Origin of the sequence: Bradyrhizobium sp. CCBAU 53421 (assembly GCF_015291625.1) — a bacterium.
Lineage (GTDB): Bacteria > Pseudomonadota > Alphaproteobacteria > Rhizobiales > Xanthobacteraceae > Bradyrhizobium.
The window spans coordinates 1,843,541-1,865,952 of sequence record NZ_CP030047.1 but is presented as its reverse complement, the minus strand read 5'-3'; the positions used below and the strand labels follow the sequence as shown (position 1 = coordinate 1,865,952).

Below are 22,412 nucleotides of genomic sequence, written 5' to 3'. Positions count from 1 at the left end.
ACTTTTCCGGATTATTCGCCCTAAAGTCTCGGCTGCTTGTCGAGCCAGCGCCGCAGCATCCGCACATTGCGGATGTTGGCCCGGAACATGACGTCGAAGGCATCGCCCGCCACCGGCACCATGCCGACCACGCCGTCGACCGCGACATTGGCGAGCATCCGCGCCGTGATGTGCCACGGCGCGCCCAACAAGCGGGCCTCGCGCACCAGCCACAGCGAGATCGCCGTGGTGATGAGATCGCCGACCACCGGGATCAGGCCGACCAGCCCGTCGATGCCGTAGCGGACATTGGTGCCCGGCACGACGAAGGCAACGTCCAGCAGCTTTGCGATCATCTCCAGCCGCTGCAGCCGCTCCTCGCGCGTCAGATTGCCGAACGGGTTGGCGGTGGAGTTGCGGAAGTCGAAGCGGAAGCCGTCCTGAAAGGCTCCCTGAAAACCTTGGAACTGCGGATGCAGCGGGCCATCGCCGAGCTCGCGCCCGTCCTGATCGATGACCTTGCCGCGCGCCTGCGCCCCGCCGAAGGGCGGCCGCGATCGCGTGGCGTGGGGGGTGAAGATGTCGTCCTCGGGCATGGCCATCACATGGTAACGCGGGCAGGTGGTTCAAGTTGCGTCACATTACCACTGTGTCACCTTCATGGCCGTTCAAGCCGCATCACCTGCCGTGCGCCGCCGGCGGCGTCAAGCCACAGCGGCGGCGATTGAAATCGATGGCGCAAGACTCGATCCTCGTCTCGCTTAATACACGCCCTTGTTCATGGTTCTGAGCCGCTGGGCCAGCGTCCTCATCACCTTCAGGGCAAAATGCGGCGTCTGGCTGACGAGGAAGAGAAACTGCTTTTCCGAGACCGGGACGAGCTCGACATCCGTGAGCGCCGTCGCGGTCGCGCTCCTCGGCTCGTTGTCGATCAAAGCCATCTCGCCAAAGATCGTGTCCGCCGGCAGGTCCGCCATGGTCTTGTTGCCGACCTGAATGCGCACGAAGCCGCTCTTGATCACGAACAGCTCGTTGGCCTGTTCACCCTCGCGAAAGATAACGCCGCCGGCCCGCACCAGGCGCGTTTCGATATCGTTGCCCGTCAGAAGGCTGAAGCTTGCATCTGCCACTCGAAATTCCTTTCCCCGAACCCGGATGCAGATCCGATGCATCCTGGTGTCTTGCTGCTCCGGCTAAAACAAATGCGCGAAAACGAAGTAGAGAACGCCCGAGATCAGCATCGCCATCGGCAGGGTCAGAACCCAGGCCATCGCGATGTTGCGGATTGTCGACCATTGCAGGCCGGACCCGTTGGCGGTCATGGTGCCTGCGATGCCGGACGACAGCACATGCGTCGTCGACACCGGCAAGCCGTAGCCATCAGCCGCGGCGATGGTCGCCGCCGCCGTGATCTCGGCGCAGGCACCCTGCGCATAGGTGAGATGGGTCTTGCCGATCTTCTCACCCACCGTCACGACGATCCGCTTCCAGCCAACCATCGTGCCGAGGCCGAGCGCGATGGCGACCGCAATCTTCACCCAGGACGGAATGAATTTGGTCGCGGCATCCAGCGAGCCCTTGTAGCGATTGAGCGTCGCAACGTCCGCATCGTTCAGCCCGTTGTCGCTGCTCTTCATCAGCAAGCGGAGTGCCTCCGACACCAGGTACATGTCGTTGCGCGTGTTGCCGACGGTCTCGGCGGGGAATTTCGCCAGCGAACCGTACTGCACGACCTGGTCGCGGATTTCGCCGACGAGGACGGCGAGTGACGGATAGGTATCGTCGCCGAGTTGGCGAAGACTGATGTAGTTCGTCACCGCCGGACGCGGATTGCCCGCCACCTTGCGGTCGGCTCCCTTATCCTCGATGACCTTGCTCGCCGCAGCCGAGTTCGCGGTGAATGCCTCGATCTGACTCGCAGGCATCGCGCGGTTGAGGGCGTAGGCGGTCGGGACCACGCCGATCAAGATGAGCATGATGAGACCCATACCCTTCTGACCGTCGTTCGATCCGTGAAAGAAGCTGACCAGGGTGCAGGTCAGGATCAGGATGCCGCGGATCCACCATGGCGGCGGCTGATCGCCTTTCGGCTCGCCGAACAGCGCCGGTGTTGCGCGCAGCAGCGCGGTCTTCAGCCCGAAGAGCAGGATGGCGGCGAGCGCAAATCCGAACAGCGGCGACAGCAGCAACGCCTTGCCGGTGTTGACGGCCTGCGACCAGTCCACGCCGGAGGTCCCCTCCCGTCCGTGCATCAGGGCATTCGCGATACCAACGCCCATGATCGATCCGATCAGGGTGTGCGAGCTCGAGGCGGGCAATCCAAAATACCAGGTGCCGACGTTCCAGATGATGGCGGCGATCAGCAGCGCAAACACCATGGCGAAGCCGGCGCTGCTGCCGACCTGAAGGATCAGTTCGACCGGCAACAGGGAGACGATGCCGAAGGCAACCGCGCCGCTGGAGAGCAGCACGCCGATCAGGTTGAACAGGCCCGACCAGACCACGGCGATGCGAGCCGGCATCGAGCGCGTGTAGATCACGGTGGCGACGGCGTTCGCCGTGTCGTGAAAGCCGTTAACGAATTCGAAGCCGAGCGAGATCAACAGCGCGACGAACAGCAGCAGGAACGCCGCATAAGAGGTCTTCCCGGCCCCCGTCGCACCGACATCCGCATAGATGCTGTAAGCCACGAACAGCAGCGCCGCGCCGATCACGCCGAGATAGATGATGCCGGTGAGAGGATGAAAGCCCTTCTCGAGATCGGGGCCGCGGCGCCGCGCGGGCTCGATCGAACCAGGTAACGCTACATCGCTCATATGATCGCCCTCACGGCCGCGGGAGGACAAAAGCGGCCATGTGACATTGGGACTACGTTTACATGACGCGCATGTGACAGTTCCATGAAACGCGATGCGGCCGACCTGCGACCCGCTCCTAGTGCATTGACAAGACTACGATAATAGCGCGACCCGATGCTCGCCGTGCGTAAGGCAGGGCCTCCTCCGGCCACGATGCATTACCGCGTCGACCGGTGAAAAACTGCCAATCACGTCAAAGCCGAAAATTTCTGTTTTTACAAAGGAGGCGCTGCACGCCCTAATGCTGGGATGCATGCTGCGCCGGCGCGTGCAACTCCTCGGCATATCGATGCGCCAGCCAGGACGTGATCACGCCCGGGATGAAGCCGACCAGCCCGTAGAGGATGAACTGCACCGGGCCGCTTTCGGAGCCGTGCGAGGCGTAGGTCAGCGCCGCGCCGACGAACGCCACGGCGCCGACGATCAGCATCCGCACCGTCGGCGTGACCCGCCGCATATGCATCAGAATGTCGTCGATCGCGCCGAACATCAGCGACGGCACGATGCCGAACAGATAATTGTATTGCAGCGACTTCACGAACACGACGAGCAGCTTCGCCACTTCGCCGCCATTGGTCTCGGTCCAGTAGCCGGACTGATAGGTGGTCATGAGCAGCAGCAGGAAGCCGCCGATGAACGGCCCGACGGCTGCGAAGATCAGATAGCGTTTCATGGCGTGCCCCTGCCCAGCGTCAGGCGAGTGTAACGCAGTCACGCGGCTGTTCTAGGGGAAAATCGAAAGAGCCCGGCACTGTTCCGGGATCATCGCGTCGATGCGCTGCAACAGCCGAACTTCGCTGCGATACGGAATCGGCCGGACTCAGCCGGGCGATGAGATCGTGAGCACCGAAGTGAGCGCCGAGCCTGTTACTCACCCCACGCCGCGAAGGCGTCGTTGAAGGCCCGCTCGCCGGGGGCGCCCTTTTCGATCGCGATGATGGCGCGGCGCTGGTTGGTGTAGACCAACGGCACGTCGAACCAGGAGCGCTCCTTGAGGAGCTGCAGATTGCGCGAGCGGTCGGCGTCGACGTTGGAGAGGCCGACCAGGAAGAAGCCGTCGGTGACCTTGACCGCGAGCCCGGCCAGCGGCGTGCCGCGCGCCTGCTCGTTGGACTTCATCAGGATGCCCGGCACGTTGCCGACGCCGCCATTGGCGAAGTCCTGCGGTAGGATGAAGGTCAATTCCGCGGTATGGCTCGCCGGCAGCGATGAATCGGTGTTGCGGCGGAACGACATCGTCATCTTGAACTTGCGATCGGGGATGTCGATGTCGGCGCGCACCGCGATGTCGGGCTTCTGGTTGCCCGATCCCTTGACCTGCTCGGTGCGCCAGACTACCGAGCCGACATATTGCTTGCCCTTCGGATCCGACGGGTCCTCGTCATAGAGCACCACGCGCTGCGCCACCGGAGCGACCGGCTCGCCCGACGACGGCTGGCCGACACGGTCGGTGATCTTCTTGCTCGACGGCGTCGCCGCGGCATCCTTCGGCGCTTCGACCGGGGCGGAGGGTTTGAACAGGCTGCTGACAAGGGTGGCGGCCTGCTGGTGGAACAGAAAGCCGGTGCCGACCAGGATCAGCAGGATGCCGATCGCGATCGCGGTCTTGAACGGGAACATCGAACCGACGCGCGGCCGCTTCGGCTCACGCTCGCCATTGCCGACTCGCGAGCGTGGCGGCGGCGCCTGGGGCGGCTGCGGGGTGTAGCGTTCCGCTTCCTCGATCGACTCTTCGTAGGAATAGGGCGTCTCGGGATCGCCGCCGCGGTTTTCCAGGCTCGGCTCGAGCCGGTCGAATTCCGGCGAGGGCGACGGCACGTTGGCGTAGGTCTTGCGCGCGTTGCGGCTGGCCTGCGCCGCGGCACGGCCGAGATCGTCGGCATCGGCAGTGATGTCGCGGAAGCCGCGCACGCCCGGGGCCGCCGGCGGCACCGGCGGCTGCGCGCCTTCGGGACCGCGGCGCGGCGGCGCCGGCCGGGTCTGCGGCGGCTGGGTATCGGAGCCGGCTGGGACCGGCGGGTTCTGCGGCCGCGGTGGGGCCGGCGGCGGCGCGTCGGGACGCAAATTGCGCGGCGGGCGCTGCTCGGCGGGCGGCCGCGGGCGCGCGGCAGTGTCGGCGGAATTCGGCTCGGGCGGCCGCGGATTGGCACGGCGCAGCGGGTCGCTGCCGCGGGCCCCGCCGCCAGGACGCGAGGCCTCGCGGGCGCGCTGCGCGGCCTCGGACTCGACCTTGCGGACCGCCTCTTCCAGCGACAGCCGCTCGCGGGTGATCTCGGACTCCGAGAGCGGCGGCTGCACGCCGCGAAGTTGCTGGATCAACGCCGTCCGCGCCCGCGCGTAGAGCGCGCGGCGGGCTTCGCCGGGAGCGTTGGGGTCCAGTCCGGCGATGGCACGGGCGATCAGCGGGTAGTAGTCAGCCATTTCCACACAATTGGTGGGATATAGGTAATATCCCGTTAAGCCTCGAACGGATTCTGTACCAGAATAGTATCTTCACGTTCCGGACTGGTGGAAAGCAGGGTGACCGGGCACCCCACCAGTTCCTCGACCCGGCGGACATACTTGATGGCCTGAGCCGGCAGGTCCGCCCAGGACCGCGCATTGGCGGTCGGCTGCTTCCAGCCCTCGATGACCTCATAGATCGGCTCGATGCGGGCCTGCGCGCCCTCGCCCGCCGGCAGATGATCGATTTCCTTGCCGTCGAGCTTGTAGCCGATGCAGACCTTGATGCTGTCGAACCCGTCGAGAATATCGAGCTTGGTCAGCGCCAGCCCGGCAATTCCGCAGGTGCGGACAGTCTGTCGCACCAGCATCGCGTCGAACCAGCCGACCCGGCGCTTGCGCCCGGTGTTGACGCCGAATTCCTTGCCGCGGCGGCCGATTTCCTCGCCGATCTCGTCGTTCAGCTCGGTCGGGAACGGTCCCTGGCCGACCCGGGTGGTGTAGGCCTTGCAGATGCCGAGCACATAGCCGACCGCACCCGGCCCGAGGCCGGTGCCGGTCGCGGCCTGCGCCGCCACCGTGTTGGACGACGTCACATAGGGGTAGGTGCCGTGATCGACGTCGAGCAGCGCGCCCTGCGCGCCCTCGAACAGGATGCGTTTGCCCTCGCGGCGCTTGAGGTCGAGCAGCCGCCACACCGTCTCGGCATACGGCAAAAGCTTCGGCGCCAGCGCCGAGAGCTCGGTCAGGATGCCCTTGCCGTCGATCTCCGCGAGGTTGAGGCCGCGGCGCAGCGCATTGTGGTGCGCCAGCAGGCGTTCGATCTTGTGCGGCAGAGTATCGAGATCGGCGAGATCCATCAGGCGGATCGCCCGGCGACCGACCTTGTCCTCATAGGCCGGGCCGATGCCGCGCCGGGTGGTTCCGATCGAGGTGATGGCGTTGGAGGATTCGCGCAGGGCGTCGAGCTCGCGATGCAGCGGCAGGATCAGCGTGACGTTCTCGGCGATCCGCAGATTGTCCGGTCCGACGGCAACGCCCTGGCCCTTCAGCTTGGCGACCTCGTCGAGGAAGGCCTGCGGATCGAACACCACGCCATTGCCGATCACCGCGAGCTTGTTCGGGCGCAGCACGCCGGAGGGCAGCAGCGCCAGCTTGTAGGTCTCGCCATTGATCACGAGCGTATGGCCGGCATTGTGGCCGCCCTGGAAGCGCACGACGATGTCGGCCTGTTCCGACAGCCAGTCGACGATCTTGCCCTTCCCCTCGTCACCCCATTGGGCGCCGACGACGACAACATTGGCCATTGCGAAGATGTTCCCTTCAGGTGTTTCAGAGACCACGATCGCGGCGAAAACGCGTCCGCCCACAGCGACCATGCATGATATGCCCAGCCCAAATCGCGGCGCCCGGCCGCGCACACGCAAGGCGCCTACCGGATAACGGAAGCGGGTCGGCTGCGCAAGCAAGAACGGGGTCGTTTACGCCTTTTAGATGAGCGACAACCCTTTGATATCCCCCAAAAATTCCATGTCGCGCCCGGCCGCGCCGGACTGGCGAGAATTTAATGTTGGCGCCGCCTCGGGCTGACCCTACGTCCGATTGATCGGCGGGCCCATTGCGGCGATCATTCGGCCGTATCAACCGGCCCGGACCATGCCCAATTCGACACAAGCAACGATGGCGCTGCGCAAGCTCGGCATTGCCTTCAGGCTCCACACCTATGTCTACGATTCCAGCGCCGAGAGCATCGGGCTGCAGGCGGCGGAGGCGCTCGGCGTCGATCCGAACCGCATGCTGAAGACGCTGATGGCGGAGGTCGACGGCAAGCCGGTCTGCGCCGTGGTGCCGTCCGACTGCGAGGTCAGCATGAAGAAGCTTGCCGCAGCCCTCGGCGGCAAGTCGGCCAGGATGATGCGCCCGGCCGATGCCGAGCGGCTGACCGGCTACCATGTCGGCGGCATCAGCCCGTTCGGCCAGAAAAAGAAGGTGCCGACCGCGATCGACGAGACCGCGCTCACCCATGTCACCGTGTTCGTCAATGGCGGCCAGCGCGGCCTGCAGATCGAGATCGATCCGAACGACGCCGCGCTCGCCGCCGGCGCCACGATGAAGGCGCTGGTGGCGACTCAGGATTAGAACCCACTTCGCTCGAAAACGCTCTGTGCGCTCAATGCGAGGGCTTGTCCCGGCCAAACTCCGCGCCAACGTAGTCGGACAGGCCGGTCAATTCCTCCGCCGAAATATCGTTGACGTTGAGCCTGAGCTGCATGATCGCAAGATCGAGCAGATGTGCGGCGAAGGTCGCGCCGGAAGCCGTCACGATGCTGCGCTGCTCGATCAGCACCGCGATGACGTCGCGCAAACTGCGCACTTGCACTTGATCCATGGCCCTCTGCCCGATGCCGGCCGTCGTGATGTGTGTTGTCATTGGGATACCGATTGTAGTGTGCTGATGGACGCCGCGCTGGCGGATGGAATGTATGGCAGCCGCTCGGCATCCTCGCCGAGATGCAGGATGCGCGATGGCATCTCGCGGACTTCGATATCGATCGTCATCGGCGGCGGAATCAGCGTCACCGAGGCTTTCGGCCACGGCGCCGGATTCGGGCTGACGGCGGTGAAGCGATAGGCCGCGGCGATCTCGAGCGCGAGCAATTGCAATTCGAGCATCGCAACCCCCATCCCGGCGCAGGCGCGCGGGCCGGCGCCGAACGGGATGTAGGCATCGGTGTTGTAGCGCCGCGTCATCAGGAAGCGGTCCGGATCCGGGAAATGCCTGGGATCGCGCTGCAACTGCCAGGGACAGATCAGCAGCGAGGTGCCGACCTTGAGTTCGCGCCCGCCGATCGTCACCGGCTGCATCACCTCGCGCGAGAACCACCAGGCGCTGGGATAGAGCCGGCAGACCTCCTTGACGAACGTCGCGCTCAGATTGGCGCGCTTCACCGCGTCGAGCCGCAACTCGCCGTCGTCGCCGAGGCACTCCGCCGCCTCGTCGGCAATGTCGTCCATCAGCGCGGGATCGGCGGCCATCTGGTAGAACATCCACGCCGCCGTCGAACCCGTGGTGTGATGGCCGGCGAGCAGCAGCGTCAGGATCTCGTCCTCGAGATCGCGATCGCTGAGGCCGAGCGCCTCGAGATCGCGCAGCGCGCTGCTCGAGCCCGCCTTGCGGCGCAGGCGCTGCACCACCGTCGACATCGCCAGCTTGGCGCAGACCCGGTTCTGCCGGCGCCGGTACCAAGCCACCGGGCCGAACGGCAACGCGCGGAACATCTCCTCGGCGAGATCATCCTCGATCACGCCGACGGCCTGAACCAGCGCTTCCTCGTCGCCGGACGACATCACCTGCGACCCGAAGATCGCGACGCAGATGGTCCGCAACGCCAGCATCGCCGTGACATGGTGCGGATCGAACGATCCGAGCCGCGCCAGGCTGGCGCCGACCGCGCGGATCTCGGCGCACATATGCGGCAGGAATTTCTCCACGCTGCCCTTGGCCATGTGCTTCTGAAGCACCGCACGGCGCCGCTTGTGCTCCTCGCCGCTCAGCATCAGCGAGCTGCGGCCGAGCACCGGCATCAGCTTCTTGATCAGCTTGCCCTTTCCGATGTCGGTCTCCGGCGCCTTGAGGATCGGGCGCAGCAGATCGGGATCGTTCACCAGAAAGACGGGTGCGGGTCCAAGCCGCAGCGGGACGAGCCCGAGCTCGGCCTCCTTGCCGCGGGTCAGCAGCAGACGCAGCGGATCACGCTGGAATGCTCGAACGTCCGAGAACATGTGAAGCATCGTGAATCTCCAATTGCCGTCCAAGGTCGAGGAATTTGGTCAGGCCGGGATTGTCGGAAAGACCAAGCGGGATTTCTCCGGCGAGTGCCGTCAGCGGGCGGCCCAGGCGATCACTGCCGATCACCTGCGGCGGGCCGTAGCGGCGGGTGCGGATGTCCATGCGGGTGAGGAAGCGCTCGTAGGACAGGTCGGCGAGCGCGACGAGCGCCGTCGCCCCGCGCAACTCGGCGAAGCGAAACATCAGCGCGTAGTTGACGCGTGCAGCCTGCGACCTCGCGCCACCAGGCAGCACGCCGAAGCGGCTGATCTCCCAGGCGTCGCTTCTGCTCGGAAAGCGGCGCACGGCAAGCTGCGGGAACACCGACCGGGTCAGATAGGGATAATCGGTGCGGATCGCGCGGAAGCCGCCGACCAGCTCGACGCCTGAGAACAACAGGCAGTGCTCGGTGTACCAGCAGTCGAACTGATCGCGTTCGACGTCGCCGGTCGTGCTCAGAAGCCAGCCGCAATGGTCGACGAACAGGCGCTTGCGCAAGCGCAAGATCGCCCCGACATGCGCCGGATCAAGCTCTTCGCGGGTGATGAGTGCATGATATCCGTCCAATGAATGCAGCATTATCCTTTCCTCCAAATGCGGAACATCTGGAACGAAAGGGGTTAACTGTGGTACCCCCGGAAACCGGGGGTTTTAGTCAATGGGCCTGGTAGACGCGATTTCGACCATCGAGGCGTCGGATACCATCGACGAGCTCAGCTCGTCATTGCACCGTATTGTCCAGGACTATGGCTTCTCGGGCTTCGCCTTTGTCGATGCCGGCCGGCCCGACCTCGATCTGCCCTACCATGTCGGCACCTATCCCGACGCCTGGAAGCGGGCCTATGTGCAGAACGAGTTCGTCCATGCCGATCCGGCGCTGGCGCGGTCGCGACGCACCAACACGCCATTCAGCTGGAGCAGCCTGAAGCTGCCGGAGCGAAGCGGACACAAGCGGGCGCCCGAGGTCAAGACGATGGACGCCGCCCGGGAGTTCGGATTCAAGGACGGCTTCGTGGTGCCGTTCCACTATCGCGACCGGCTCGGCGCCGTGCACTCCAGTTCGACGGTGTTCTTCTGGGAGGATGAACCGCGCGATTTCGACAAGCTGTTCATCTGCCATCGCCATGAACTGCATCTGTTGATGATCTACTGGGTGCAGCGGGCGATGGATATCGTCAACCGCGACCAGCGCAACGCGCCGACCATCCTCAAGCCCGCCGACGCCGCCGAAACCATCAAGCTCACCGCGCGGGAGAAGGAAGTGATCGCCTGGGCGGCACGCGGCAAGACCGTGGCCGACACCGCGCAGATCCTCGGCATCTCGCCGGAGACGGTGGAAGGCTTCATCAAGCAGGCGCTGCGCAAGCTCGAGGCCTCCAACAAGACGCACGGGGTGGCGAAGAGCATCGCGCTCGGGATCATCGACTTGTGAGCGGCGCCGCGCGGCCGTCGCTCGCGCGTTGACCTCGCTCAGGCGGCAGCGCCGCGAACTGCGGTGAGATCACACATCAGGGTTGCATTTGATACAAAGATCACCGCGTGCGATCTTGATAATAAGGCCGGGCTGGATGACGGAATCTCGGACCATGGGTACTTATTGCAGTGCCCGCCCGGCTGCCGTGAAAGTCCGGATCATCCTGTAGGCCGCCAGGTGCGGCTGGACCGATTGTCGGTCCGGGTGATCCGTAGAAGTCCCGTCACGACGAACCACAGTTCCATTTGCTACCAATCATCGTCACGGACATGCCGTCGACGGACGTAGCTGGAGATCGCCCAGGCGCAACATGAGCACATCGCAGGACGACCAGATCGATCAACTGGTGCAGGCGCGCTGGCGCGAAATCGGGCTGTCGCAGGCAGACCTCGCCGAGATCCTGTGCGCGGGGGCCTCCCTGCAAAAGGCCGGCGTGGACGGCACGGTGAAAGTCGATACCGGGCGCCTTGCGACCGTCGCGGAGATGCTCGGGATCACCGCCGACATCCTCAATCGCCGGCCCGCCGCCGCGCAGGCACAAGGCGGCCAGGCGGCGGAATCGCTGCAGTCGCTGCTCGAGCTGCGCATGCTGCGGGTGTTCCGCGACGTGCAGGACCCCGACACCAAGCGGATCCTGATCGAGCTCGCCGAGCAGATCGTCAGGCGCCAGACCAAGCCGCCAGAGACCGGCTAGAGCGAGATGAAGTTGGGTTTGGCCTCGGGGTCGGTTCACCTCTCCCCAGTGGGGAGAGGTGAGCCTCCGACGCCGCTTCTATTCAACCTGATCTCATCATGCTCTAGAGGCTTGTGGCGGACGTCCGGCAAAACGCCATCGCGCCTCCCCGTAAGGGCCCTGCGCGCATGGTCGCGATGCGTCTATCCCCATTGATGGAGTAGCGGAAACCGTGTCTGTGACGGGGCGCCGGGTCGACCCTACCGGCCCGGCGGCGGCCGGGCGAGCGGGCCACGGCGTCGCGAACCCGGGCCTTTTTGAATGTCAGCCACCGATTCCACCACAACGCCGGCGTCCGGCTCCTGGATCGCCAATCAGCCATATCTGCTGCTTTGCATCACCGCGATGTGCTGGGCCGGCAATGCGATCGTCGGCCGGCTCGCGGCCGGCCATATCCCGCCGGTGACGCTGTCGTTCCTGCGCTGGTTCGTGGCGTTCCTGATCATCCTGCCGTTTGCCTGGAAGCACCTCGCCAGCGACTGGCCCGCGATCCGCAAGAATCTCGGCATCATGATGCTGCTGTCGATGACCGGCATCAGCGCCTTCAACACGCTGCAATACTGGGCGCTCGAGCACACCCAGGCGCTCAACACGCTGCTACTGCAATCCTCCGTGCCGCTGATGGTCGCGCTGTGGTCGCTGATCCTGCTCGGCGCTCGGCTGACGCTGGCGCAGCTCTGCGGCGTCTTGCTGTCGCTCGCCGGCGTGCTGGTGATCCTGCTGCACGGCGATCTCACGACGCTGTCCAAGATCGAGTTCAACAAGGGCGACCTGATCTTCATCGCCGCGCTGGTGATCTTCGCGCTGTACTCGGTGCTGACCCTGAAGCGGCCCAAAATCCATGGGCTGTCGGTCGCGGCCTTCACCTTCGGCTGCGGCGCGCTGTTCCTGGTCCCGTTCCTGATCCGGGAACTCGGCACGCGTCCGGTGATGCAGCTCACGACCGGCAATCTGCTGTCGCTGTTCTATGTCGCGGTATTTCCCTCGACGGTGGCCTATCTGTGCTTCAACCGCGGGGTGCAGCTGATCGGCGCCAACCGCGCCGCGCCGTTCTTCCACATGGTTCCGGTGTTCGGCACCATCATGTCGATCGTGTTCATCGGCGAGCATCCGCAGGCCTTCCATTTCATCGGCTTCGCGCTGGTGCTGGCCGGCGTGTTCGCGGCATCGCGGCGGCAGTCGGCGGCGTGACTGTCGGAAGAGCACCTCCTTCCCTCTCCCCGTTCTTACGGGGAGAGGGTCAGGGTGAGGGGCTCGCTTCGCAAAGACGGAGCGAGATGAATTCGCGGAGACTCCCCCTCACCCGGAACGCATTCCGCTGCGCTACATGCGTTCCGGCCTCTCCCCGCACGCGGGGAGAGGCAGGGACGGGTGCGGTGACTATCGGCGGCAAATCCGCTATCTCTTGAGGTCTATTTCGCGGACAGGTCCCAAACGCATGGCGCGCGCCAGCAATCTCGTGATCGGCACCCTGACGCTGGCCCTGATCGCCGGCTCGCTCGGCGGCTGGCTGGGCTATCAGCGCTATGCCGGCATCAAGCGGATGGTGCCGTTCCGCGTCGTGTTCGAGGGCTCGGCGTCGGGCCTGCGCCGCGGCGCCAGCGTCAACTTCGCCGGCGTGCGGATCGGCGAGGTGGTCTCGATCCGGCTCGACCGTCACCGCGTGGTGGCGATGACGCGGATCGAGGGCAACGCCCCGATCAGGAAGGACACCCAGGCCGGCCTCGAATTCCAGGGCCTCACCGGGATCGCCTCGATCTCCTTCACCGGCGGCACCGACGAAGCCCCTCCGCCGCCGCTCGGCGCCGACGGCATTCCCGAGCTGACCGCCGACGCCGAAGGCACGATGGGCATCCAGGAGAAGCTGCGCGTCGCGCTGCGCAATGTCGACCGCGTCATCACCGAGAACGAGGCCGACATCAAGGACTCGCTGCTCGGGCTCGAGAACTTCACCAACTCGCTGTCGGGCAATGGCGAGCTGATCGCCGGCTTCATCGACGCCGCCGACGACGGCATCAGCACTGTCGACGCCAAGCTGACCTCGGCCGACAAGTTCCTGAAGAGCTTCGGTAGCGACAAATATGGCGGCGAGTTGCTGCCGACCGTGATCTCGCTGCGCGAGCTGATCGAGAGCTTCGACAAGAAGTCCGGCGCCATGATCGCCGAGACCCGCAAGACGCTCAGCGACGTCAGCCAGTCCGTCAACAAGTTCAACGAGAAATTTGTCCAGCCCGCCGCCAGGCGCTAGCCTCGCGTTCCAGCCAAGACCTAAGAACAAGAACCAAGAACAACAACCAAGAACAACGGAAACGCCCAACGTGCACGACCGGACCGCAGCCCTCTCCCCGCCTCCCGCAACCGTCAACCGCGCGGCGAGCGCCGTGCCCCGCCGTCTGCGGCGCTATCTCACGCTCGACGATTTCGAACCGCAGGCGCGGCGGCGGCTGCCGAAATTCCTCTACGGCTACATCTCCGGCGGTGCCGAGACCGACGCGGCACGGTCAGACAATCGCCGGGCGTTCGACGAGTACGGCTTCGTGCCGCGGGTGCTGAAGGACGTCTCCGGCCGCGACCAGACCACGACGCTGTTCGGCAAGACCTATGCCTCGCCGTTCGGGATTCCGCCGATGGGCTCGTCCGCGCTGTGCGCCTATCGCGGCGACATCGTGCTGGCGCGCGCCGCGGCCGCGGCCAATGTCCCGATGATCCTCTCGGCCTCCTCGCTGATCACCCTTGAGGACGTTCGCGCCGCCAATCAGCAGGCCTGGTACCAGGCCTATCTCGCCGGGCTCCCCGAGCGCATCGAGCCGCTGGTCGATCGCGTCGCGGCAGCCGGCTACGACACCTTCGTCGTCACCGCCGACGTGCCGGTGCCGCCCAACCGCGAGAACAACATCCGCAACGGCTTCCAGGTGCCGCTCGAGATCACGCCGCGCGTGTTCTGGGACACCATCACCCATCCGGACTGGCTGCTGAACACGTGGCTACGCACCGTGTTCAACCACGGCATGCCGCATTTCGAGAACATGGACGCCAAGCAGGGCCCGCCGGTGCTGTCCAAAAATCTGATGCGCAACATCGGCAGCCGCGACCAGCTGGCCTGGAAGCACGTCGAGCTGATCCGCAAGCGCTGGCGCGGCAAGCTCGTGGTCAAGGGGCTGATCTCGCCGGAGGATGCGCGGCTGGCGCGCGAGCACGGCTGCGACGGCGTGATGGTCTCCAACCATGGCGGGCGCCAGCTCGACTACACGGTCTCCGCCCTGCGCACGCTGCCGGAGATCGCGGCGCAGAAGGGCAGCATGACGGTGATGATGGACGGCGGCGTCCGCCGCGGCACCGACGTGATCAAGGCGCTGGGGCTCGGTGCCGACTTCGTCTGGATCGGCCGTCCGTTCCTCTATGCCGCCGTGGTCGCTGGCGAAGCCGGCGTCGCGCGTGCGATCTCGCTGCTGCACGCCGAGATCGACCGCGACCTCGCGCTGCTCGGCATCCGCAGCCTGAAAGAGATCACGCCGGACCTGGTTCGGAAGTTCTGAAGCGTTTTCGAGCGAAGTGGATGCCGGTTCGCGTTAAGAAAACGCGTCACAACAAGAGTCTAGAGCCCCGTTCCGATTCCATCGGCACGGGGCTCTAGGCTCACGCATAGCGCGCGGCGCCCATGCAGAGCGCCGTGATCGCGAGCAGCCCGGCGGCGATGCGCTGGGCGACCGCGAGCCGCGAACGCGCGGCTGACGGATCGGCCGCACCATTGCGCAACTGCCTGACGGCGCCGCCGCCGACGATGATCTGCACGGCAATCGCGGCAAGTGCGGCGATCGCGCCGCCGGCCAAAATCCGCTCCGACAGCGCAAACGACCCCTCATGGACGAGGCGCCACAGCGTGGCGCCGGTCACGATCGCAACCGTCGCCGCGCCGATCTGCGGAAACAGCAGCTTTTCGCCGCCAAGGCCGCCGGTGCGCGCCAACGTGAAGCTGGAGCCGGCCCAAAACACCGATGACAAGGCGTGAAGGGACAAGGCTATGATGAGGACGGTCTGCATGACGTTGCTCCAAACGGCATTGGAAATTAGATATACATAATGTATAGTCAATCCGACGAAAGCAAGGCAAACCGATGCCGCCGCGCAGTTATGTGAGCCCGGCGCGCAGCGCCGCCGCCGCCGAGACCCGCGAGCGCGTGATCGAGGCCGCCTCGCGCACGCTGCGCGAGGGCGAGAGCATTGCGCGCTTCTCGCTGGATACGGTGGCGAAGGCCGCCGGCGTGACCCGGCTGACCGTCTACAACCAGTTCGGCTCGCGGCGCGGACTGCTCGAAGCCGTGTTCGACGAGATCGCACGCCACGGCGGGCTGCATCAGCTCGCCGATGCCATGGCGATGGCCGATCCGCGCGCCGCGCTCGACCGCATGGTCGAGATCTTCTGCGGATTCTGGAGCCGGGATTCCGCGGTCGGACGCCTGCACGACGCGATGGCGACCGATCCCGAATTCGCCGAAGCCGTGCACGAGCGCAACGAGCGCCGCCGCCGCGGCGTCACCTCATTGATCGACCGCATCGCCGGCAGGGGCGCGTCGCCGCAGGCCCGCAAGGACGCGGTCGACCTGATCTTCGCGCTGACGAGCTATCCGACCTTCGCCTCGCTGAGCGCAGGGCGGTCGCGGGATGAGGTCTGCCGCGTGGTGCAGACGGCCTGCCACGCGGCGCTTTCTAATCTGTCAGACCCGTCATCCTGAGGTGCGAGCCTTGCGGCGCAATTGCGCCGCTGGGCGAGCCTCGAAGGATGAATCGGCCCCAGTCGGGCCGTCGACCCATCGAGACGCGCTTCGCGCTCCTCAGGGTGACGGTGATAGGCCCGACGGCGAAGTCGCGCTCTCAACCACCTCACCCGACCTTGAACTTGCTGTAGGCCTCGCGCGTCGCGATGATGACGTGCTCCTCGCAGCCATTGCGGCGGTGCGGGTCGCAGCGGGTCTCGTAGTCGGCCGAGGTCATCATGTCGAGGAAAGCAGCGACGCTCGGGTAATAGACCAGCGCAAGATAATCCCAGCGCTGGCCGGCCGGCTCGCCCAGCGCGACCGTCTCGGCGCTGCCGGTCCACAGCAGCGTGCCGCCGCGCGCCTTGATCATCGGGACGGTGAGCGCGCTGTAGCGTAGATAGGCATCCCAGCCCGAGCCGTCGCCGTCGAGCGACCGCGGGCGAAACCGCATCAGGTTGAGCATCACGACCGGAGCCGCTTGATCCAGCTCGCTCAGGCCTTTGACGTTCAAGAGATCGACACCCATCCATCAGCTCCCGTCCAAGATCGCATCCGTCCGGGCCGGGTCGGCCCGGCCGCAACGATTATGTCACATCGCGGGACTACCCTGAAATGCTGGCAGGCCGTAAGCTCGCTACTCGATCTCGGAGGTCAATGCCGTGATGACCCTTCCCGAACTTGCGGCCGACGCGCTCGGCAAATTCCTCGGCGAATACATGCAGCGCCGCTTCGGCTCTTCGCAGACCCAGCTCGTGGAGATGGTGCCCTCGATCGCGCGGATCGCCATCGAATGCATCGGCAACAGCGACGCGCTCTACCACAATGTCGAGCACACCATGCTGGTGACCCTGGCCGGCCACGCCATCCTGCGCGGCCGCGCGCTGCACTCGCACATGAGCGCCGAGGATTATGCGCATGTCATCGTCGCCTGCCTCACCCACGACATCGGCTACGTGCGCGGGTTGTTCGATGCCGACGACGAGAACGGCTATCTGGTCGCCGCCGATGGCCGCAAGGTGATCCTGCCGCGCGGCTCGTCGGATGCCGGGCTGATGTCCTATCACGTCGACCGCTCCAAGATCTTCGTGATGGAGCGGCTCAAGGGCGTCGCCCTCCTCGACAAGGAGCGCATCGCGCGCGCCATCGAGGGCACACGCTTTCCGCAGAGCGCGCCTGATGGCGATGAGGAGTTCGGCGAGGAGGCCATCCTGCTGCGGGCCGCCGACCTGATCGGCCAGCTCGGCGATCCCCATTACATCCGCAAGGCCAACGCGCTGTACCTCGAATTCGAGGAGGCCGGACTGAACCGCCAGCTCGGCTACGATTCGCCGGCCGATCTCGTCGACCTCTATCCGCGCTTCTACTGGGACAGCGTCGCACCACACGTGCAGAAGGCGATCCGTCACCTCAACATCACCTCCACCGGACGACAGTGGATCGCCAACCTCTACAGCAACGTGTTTCGCGCCGAGCGCGACATCTCGCTGTCGGGCCCGCAGAAATAGGCGGATCGCGCAGGCCACGCACACGAACTATCACCGTCACCCTGAGGAGGCCGCACCGCGGCCGTCTCGAAGGGTCGACGGCCACCAGCCGGGCCGTGCATCCTTCGAGACGCGCTTCGCGCTCCTCAGGATGACGGGGATAATTCTGCATTCGACGTCGTGTCCTGCGGTGATGACACGGTGCGCATGGCTCCAATCCGCTCTTTCGTCTTGTGGCGGCGGCGGATTCGGGCACAACATCCACCAGATAATGACCGCCTTGCCCACACCTGCCACAACCCCGCGCCGCTCCCCGCTGCACTGGCTCAACAACCAGCCTTATCTGCTGCTCAGCCTGACGTCGCTGTTCTGGGCCGCCAATATCGTGCTGGCGCGGCATGTCGGCAGCCATGTGCCGCCGGTCACGTTGACCACGATCCGCTGGTTCGGCGTGTTCCTGATCCTGTTGCCGTTCGCCTGGCCGCATCTGAAGGAGGACTGGCCGAAGCTGCGCAAAGCGCTGCCGCTGATGCTGCTGTTGTCTGCGGTCGGCTTCGCGTTCAACAATGCGATCTCCTACTGGGCGATGCAATATACCGAGGCGCTCAACGCGCTCTTGATCCAGTCGGCCGGTCCGCTGTTCGTGGCGCTGTGGTCGCTGATCCTGTTCGGCGTGCGGCTGACGCCGGCGCAGCTTGCCGGCATCGCGATCTCGCTGGCGGGCGTGCTGACCATCATCCTGCGCGGCGACTTCTCGGCACTTGCCAGCATCCGCTTCAACCGCGGTGACATCATGTTCGGCGCCTCGCTGGTGTCGTTCGGGCTGTATTCGGCGCTGATCCCGCGGCGGCCGAAGATCCATCAGCTCTCGCTGATCTCGTTCACCACCTGCTGTGGTGCGCTGATGCTGCTGCCGGTGGCAGTCTGGGAATTCCTGAACGGCGTGACGCTGAAGCTCGACCTTCTGACCTTTGCCACGCTGGGCTACACGCTGATCTTCCCGTCCACGCTCGCCTATCTGTTCTTCAACCGCGGCGTCGCATTGATCGGCCCGAACCGCGCGGCGCCGTTCTTCCATCTGGTGCCGGTGTTCGGCTCGGCAATGGCGATCCTGCTGCTCGGCGAGACGCTGGCGCCGTTCCATCTGATCGGCTACGCGCTGGTGCTTGCCGGCGTCATCATCGCCTCGCGGCAGGGATCGGCAAAACCCGCGAGCTGACGCCGGGGATATGGCTAGCTCGCCTTGCGCAAGCCGGCGGCTTTGCGCGGCGAATGTGGCCTTGCCGCCAGCGTGTCCGTGATGAAGTCGATGAACCGCCGCACCTTGGCCGGCACGTGGTTACGCGAGGCGTAATAGACGTAGAGCGGAAAGCGCTCGTCCGGCCAATCCGGAAACAGCTCGACCAGCGCGCCGCTCCTCAGGTGATCGTCGATGCCGATATCGATCACCTGCGCGATGCCGAAGCCGGCCAGGCAAGCGCCGAGCTTGGTTCCTGAATCGGACACGGTCAGCCGGCCGTTGACCACGACCGGCACCACCTCGCCGCCGCGCCAAAACTCCCAATCGAAGGGACGCCCCGTCGCCGCGTCGATGGCCTGGATACATTGATGGTCGCGGCTCGCAAGCTCCCGCGGATCAAGCGGCCGGCCGTGTCGTTCGAGATAAATCGGCGAGGCCACGGTGAGCACGCGCGCATCGAGGACGCGCCGCGCAATCAGCGCCGACGGTACCGGCTCGCCGAAACGCACCGCCAGATCAAACCCGTCGCTGACCAGATCCGCGATCCGGTCGCGGGTCTCGATACGCAGCTCCATGCCCGGATTCTGCAGCAGGAATTCGCTCAGCTTCGGCGCCAGCACCATGCGGGAGAACAGCGGGTCGACATTGACCCGTAGCCTGCCACGAACCGCATCGCGCGACTTCGAGGTTTCCGCCGCCGCCTCGCCGATCCCGGCCAGATGCCCGGCAACCCGCTCGTAAAGTGCGCGCCCTTCCTCGGTGAGCTCGACGGCGCGGCTGGTACGGTGGACAAGCCTGGCATCGAGGCGCGCCTCGAGCTTGGCGATCGCCTTGCTGACCCCGGATTGCGTCATGCCGAGCCGTTCGGCGGCCCGGCCAAAACCGCGCGCATCCGCCAGCGCCGCGAGGACCACGAGGCCACCAACCAACCGACCGTCAACTTCGTCCATGCCGATGCCTCTCAGTCATCCAAGAGATGACCGCCCAGTCGTAGCACTCCGCCACCATATCGGCCACTGTCGGGGCAGATCACCGGCTCGATCCGGTGCGGCCACCACCAAATCATCCACTACGGAGATCCTGCAATGAGCGACATTCAGGCCATCGCATCCGCGATCGATGGATATTTCAACCTGATGTACGACGTCGACGATAGCCGGTTCCACGACGTGTTCGCCGATGCCTGCATCGTGCACGGCATCCGGGACGGCAGGCACACGGTGCGGTCGGCCGCGGAATTCCGCGACTTCATCCGCAGCCGTCCCTCGCCGGCGTCGATGAAGTCGCCGCGCGAGGAGGCGATCATCAGCATCGAGCAGACCGCGTCCGATCTCGCCATCGCCAAGGTGCGCGTCAGGGCCGGCCAGACCGGCTTCATCGACCATCTCGTGTTTCACCGGATCGACGGCAGGTGGCTCGTCACCACCAAGGCGTTTCACGTCGCGCAGGTCTACCCGGCCGGATCGTAACACCCGCGGCCAATTTTCGGAATATTAGAAATATGACACTGAGTTGCCCGACGTGTCAAGCTGGCTGGTCGCACGCCGGCGGCCACCGGCTACTGTGCATGGGGTTGTTTTCGATATTTTGGTAGCGCGCCCCTGCGGCGGCCCGGGAGTAGCAGTAGGCGCCGCCCTTCGTCACTGCGAGTAGCGAAACGACAAATCTGCCAACTCCGTCATCCTGAGGAGCCGCGTAGCGGCGTCTCGAAGGATCGACGGCCACCGGCGGGGCCGTGCATCCTTCGAGACGCGCGCAATGCGCGCTCCTCAGGATGACGGATGAGAGAATCGCAGGGTGGGGTTACGCCTTCGGCTGACTCACCCTACGCAATCCGTTACGCCGCGCGGACCTTCTGCAGGAACTCGTCGACCGCGTTGCGCAGCATGCCCGATTGGGTGTCGAGCTCGCGTGCATTCGACAGCACGTCGCCGGCCGCGGTGCCGGTGGCGGCGGCCGCTGACGTGACGCCGCCGATATGGGCGGAGATCTCGCTCGAGCCGGCCGCGACCTGCTGAATGTTGCGCGCGATCTCCCGCGTCGCATCGCCCTGCTGGTCGATCGCGGTCGAGATCGAGGCCGTGATCTCGCTCATCTGCGCGATGGTCGCGGTGATGCCGCCGATCGAGGTCACCGCCTCGCCGGTGGAAGCCTGCATCGCGGCGACCTGCGCCGAGATCTCCTCGGTCGCCTTCGCGGTCTGGTTGGCCAGCGCCTTCACTTCGGACGCGACCACCGCGAAGCCGCGGCCGGATTCGCCGGCGCGCGCCGCCTCGATGGTGGCATTGAGCGCGAGCAGGTTGGTCTGTGCGGCGATCGAGTGGATCAGCTTGACCACCTCGCCGATCTTCTCGGCGCCGGTGGAGAGCGCCTGCACGGTGGCATTGGTACGCTCGGCATCGGCCACCGCCTGGCTTGCGACCTCGCTGGAGCGCGCCACCTGGCGGGAGATTTCCGCGACCGAGCTGGAAAGCTCCTCGGCCGCCGCGGCGACGGTGCCGACATTGTTGGAAGCAGAGTCGGAGGCGGCACCGACGGTCGCGGCCCGCGCGCTGGCATCGCTCGCGGTTGCGGTCATCGACTGCGCCGTGGTCTGCATGCCGGCGGCGGCTGAGGCCACCGTACGGACGATGCCGTTCACGCTGCGCTCGAAATCGCTGGCAATGTTCTGCATCGCGCTCCGCCGCTCCGCGGTGGCGCGTGCCTGCGTCTCGGCCTCGGCCTGCTCGAGGCCGCGGATACGGATCGCATTGTCCTTGAAGACCTGGACGGTTGCCGCCATGCCGCCGACCTCATCGCCGCGGCCGACGCCGGGAATGTCGCCGTCGAGCTTGCCGTCCGCGATGTCGCGCATGCGGGCACCGAGCAGGTTCAGCGGCCGCGAAATGCTGCGCCCGATCAGCCAGGCGACCGAACTCGAGATGACGCCGATGCCGAGGATCGCGAGCCCGAGCAACCAGGCAATGGGACGCATCTTGGCGTCGATATCGTCGAGATAGGCGCCGGTGCCGAGATACATGTCGAAGCCAGGCACCGCGACGGCGTAACCAAGCTTTCGGATCGGCGTCTCCTGACCAGGCTTCACGTATTCATAGAACAGCAGAATGTCGCCCTTGGCCTTCACGCCGTCCATCAGCTCCTGAGAGAGTTTGCGGCCGTTGGTCACGACGTCCATGCGGTTGGTGCCGACCTGCTTCGGATCGGGTGCCAGCACCGTGATGCCGTTGTAGTCCGTGCCGAACAGATAGCCCGAGCCATTATCGTAGGTCATCGCGTTGCCGCGCTTGCCCAACTCGGCCAGCGCCGCTTCCTTGGTCATCTTTCCGGCGTCGACATCCTTCTTCAGGCTCGCTGCCATGTTCTTCGCCATCTCGACCATGGCCTTGGCCTGGTCGATGCGAGCATTTGTCATCTCACGCTGCATCAGCTGACCGGCGAGGATGCCGGCCGTGCACAGACCAAGGAGGGTCACCCCCACCAGAATGCCGAGCTTGGGGGTGATCTTCAGATTTGACAGCTTCACGGGGATCTCCAGAAGAGGCGGGGAACGCGACGCGATTGGCGGATTGATTCCGCTCACCGTAATGTGAGACCCTTTACCTGATGGTTACGGTGG

General features: G+C 65.5%; 23 protein-coding genes. 10 read left to right on the top strand and 13 right to left on the bottom strand.

From position 1 onward, the window contains the following. Positions 1-20 precede the first annotated feature (20 nt). The 6 genes from XH92_RS08825 to XH92_RS08800 all read right to left on the bottom strand — a co-directional run bounded on the left by XH92_RS08825 (position 21) and on the right by XH92_RS08800 (position 6,586). Complete coding sequence (locus XH92_RS08825) at positions 21-581, bottom strand: DUF4112 domain-containing protein (protein WP_194458865.1); 561 nt, start codon at positions 579-581, stop codon at positions 21-23. Between the two features lie 159 nt (positions 582-740). Continuing rightward, on the bottom strand, positions 741-1,151 hold the full coding sequence (locus tag XH92_RS08820) for a Crp/Fnr family transcriptional regulator (RefSeq protein ID WP_194458864.1): 411 nt from the start codon (positions 1,149-1,151) through the stop codon (positions 741-743). 21 nt (positions 1,152-1,172) lie between these two features. Then, complete coding sequence (locus XH92_RS08815) at positions 1,173-2,795, bottom strand: inorganic phosphate transporter (protein ID WP_194458863.1); 1,623 nt, start codon at positions 2,793-2,795, stop codon at positions 1,173-1,175. 280 nt (positions 2,796-3,075) lie between these two features. Beyond that, entirely contained in the window at positions 3,076-3,510 is a 435-nt protein-coding gene (locus XH92_RS08810) for a DUF5413 family protein (RefSeq protein WP_194458862.1), read from the bottom strand. Positions 3,511-3,704: 194 nt separating this feature from the next. Further along, positions 3,705-5,258: a hypothetical protein gene (locus XH92_RS08805; protein ID WP_194458861.1), complete on the bottom strand. Its 1,554-nt coding sequence runs from the start codon at positions 5,256-5,258 to the stop codon at positions 3,705-3,707. Positions 5,259-5,293: 35 nt separating this feature from the next. Then, positions 5,294-6,586 carry an adenylosuccinate synthase gene (locus tag XH92_RS08800; protein WP_194458860.1) on the bottom strand — a complete coding sequence of 431 codons (1,293 nt, stop codon included), beginning with the start codon at positions 6,584-6,586 and terminating at the stop codon, positions 5,294-5,296. Positions 6,587-6,935: 349 nt separating this feature from the next. On the opposite strand from XH92_RS08800, the gene ybaK reads away from it, so the two are divergent. Further along, positions 6,936-7,418, top strand: coding sequence for a Cys-tRNA(Pro) deacylase (gene ybaK, locus XH92_RS08795; protein ID WP_194458859.1), 483 nt, complete (start codon positions 6,936-6,938; stop codon positions 7,416-7,418). A 31-nt stretch (positions 7,419-7,449) separates the two neighbouring features. Here ybaK and XH92_RS08790 read toward each other — a convergent pair whose 3' ends face one another. Genes XH92_RS08790 through XH92_RS08780 form a run of 3 tightly spaced genes read right to left on the bottom strand, consistent with a single transcriptional unit; the run spans position 7,450 to position 9,687 of the window. Continuing rightward, positions 7,450-7,668, bottom strand: coding sequence for a hypothetical protein (locus XH92_RS08790; protein WP_194458858.1), 219 nt, complete (start codon positions 7,666-7,668; stop codon positions 7,450-7,452). A 38-nt stretch (positions 7,669-7,706) separates the two neighbouring features. Beyond that, complete coding sequence (locus tag XH92_RS08785) at positions 7,707-9,071, bottom strand: cytochrome P450 (RefSeq protein WP_246788339.1); 1,365 nt, start codon at positions 9,069-9,071, stop codon at positions 7,707-7,709. After that, a complete protein-coding gene (locus tag XH92_RS08780; protein WP_194458857.1) occupies positions 9,031-9,687 on the bottom strand; it encodes an acyl-homoserine-lactone synthase in 657 nt (218 codons plus the stop codon). The genes XH92_RS08785 and XH92_RS08780 overlap by 41 nt, the downstream gene beginning before the upstream one ends. A 79-nt stretch (positions 9,688-9,766) precedes the next feature. Between XH92_RS08780 and XH92_RS08775 the strand changes: the two genes are divergently transcribed. From XH92_RS08775 to XH92_RS08755, 5 genes are all read left to right on the top strand, one after another. After that, positions 9,767-10,540: a LuxR family transcriptional regulator gene (locus XH92_RS08775; protein WP_194458856.1), complete on the top strand. Its 774-nt coding sequence runs from the start codon at positions 9,767-9,769 to the stop codon at positions 10,538-10,540. Positions 10,541-10,892: 352 nt separating this feature from the next. Then, positions 10,893-11,276, top strand: a complete 384-nt coding sequence (locus XH92_RS08770) for a hypothetical protein (RefSeq protein WP_194458855.1) — start codon at positions 10,893-10,895, stop codon at positions 11,274-11,276. Positions 11,277-11,576: 300 nt separating this feature from the next. After that, positions 11,577-12,506, top strand: coding sequence for a DMT family transporter (locus XH92_RS08765; protein ID WP_194458854.1), 930 nt, complete (start codon positions 11,577-11,579; stop codon positions 12,504-12,506). Positions 12,507-12,753: 247 nt separating this feature from the next. Continuing rightward, a complete protein-coding gene (locus XH92_RS08760) occupies positions 12,754-13,563 on the top strand; it encodes an MlaD family protein (RefSeq protein WP_194458853.1) in 810 nt (269 codons plus the stop codon). A gap of 133 nt (positions 13,564-13,696) precedes the next feature. Next, the gene (locus XH92_RS08755; RefSeq protein ID WP_194458852.1) at positions 13,697-14,851 is read left to right on the top strand and encodes an alpha-hydroxy acid oxidase; all 1,155 of its coding nucleotides are present in this window, start codon (positions 13,697-13,699) and stop codon (positions 14,849-14,851) included. Positions 14,852-14,951: 100 nt separating this feature from the next. Here XH92_RS08755 and XH92_RS08750 read toward each other — a convergent pair whose 3' ends face one another. After that, entirely contained in the window at positions 14,952-15,356 is a 405-nt protein-coding gene (locus XH92_RS08750; RefSeq protein WP_194458851.1) for a hypothetical protein, read from the bottom strand. A 74-nt stretch (positions 15,357-15,430) separates the two neighbouring features. On the opposite strand from XH92_RS08750, the gene XH92_RS08745 reads away from it, so the two are divergent. Further along, entirely contained in the window at positions 15,431-16,048 is a 618-nt protein-coding gene (locus tag XH92_RS08745) for a TetR/AcrR family transcriptional regulator (RefSeq protein WP_194458850.1), read from the top strand. A 148-nt stretch (positions 16,049-16,196) separates the two neighbouring features. On the opposite strand, the gene XH92_RS08740 is transcribed toward XH92_RS08745, so the two are convergent. Next, complete coding sequence (locus XH92_RS08740) at positions 16,197-16,598, bottom strand: DUF1330 domain-containing protein (RefSeq protein WP_194458849.1); 402 nt, start codon at positions 16,596-16,598, stop codon at positions 16,197-16,199. 133 nt (positions 16,599-16,731) lie between these two features. Here XH92_RS08740 and XH92_RS08735 point away from each other — a divergent pair, with 133 nt between their 5' ends. Together XH92_RS08735 and XH92_RS08730 are read left to right on the top strand one after the other, a co-directional pair. After that, positions 16,732-17,577 carry a metal-dependent phosphohydrolase gene (locus tag XH92_RS08735; RefSeq protein WP_194458848.1) on the top strand — a complete coding sequence of 282 codons (846 nt, stop codon included), beginning with the start codon at positions 16,732-16,734 and terminating at the stop codon, positions 17,575-17,577. Between the two features lie 250 nt (positions 17,578-17,827). Further along, complete coding sequence (locus XH92_RS08730) at positions 17,828-18,775, top strand: DMT family transporter (protein WP_194458847.1); 948 nt, start codon at positions 17,828-17,830, stop codon at positions 18,773-18,775. 14 nt (positions 18,776-18,789) lie between these two features. Here the strand turns inward: XH92_RS08730 and XH92_RS08725 are convergent, their stop codons facing one another. Beyond that, complete coding sequence (locus tag XH92_RS08725) at positions 18,790-19,746, bottom strand: LysR family transcriptional regulator (protein WP_194458846.1); 957 nt, start codon at positions 19,744-19,746, stop codon at positions 18,790-18,792. A gap of 135 nt (positions 19,747-19,881) precedes the next feature. Here XH92_RS08725 and XH92_RS08720 point away from each other — a divergent pair, with 135 nt between their 5' ends. Next, positions 19,882-20,265, top strand: coding sequence for a nuclear transport factor 2 family protein (locus XH92_RS08720; RefSeq protein WP_194458845.1), 384 nt, complete (start codon positions 19,882-19,884; stop codon positions 20,263-20,265). Between the two features lie 368 nt (positions 20,266-20,633). On the opposite strand, the gene XH92_RS08715 is transcribed toward XH92_RS08720, so the two are convergent. Then, positions 20,634-22,319 carry a methyl-accepting chemotaxis protein gene (locus tag XH92_RS08715; protein ID WP_194458844.1) on the bottom strand — a complete coding sequence of 562 codons (1,686 nt, stop codon included), beginning with the start codon at positions 22,317-22,319 and terminating at the stop codon, positions 20,634-20,636. Positions 22,320-22,412: the final 93 nt, after the last annotated feature.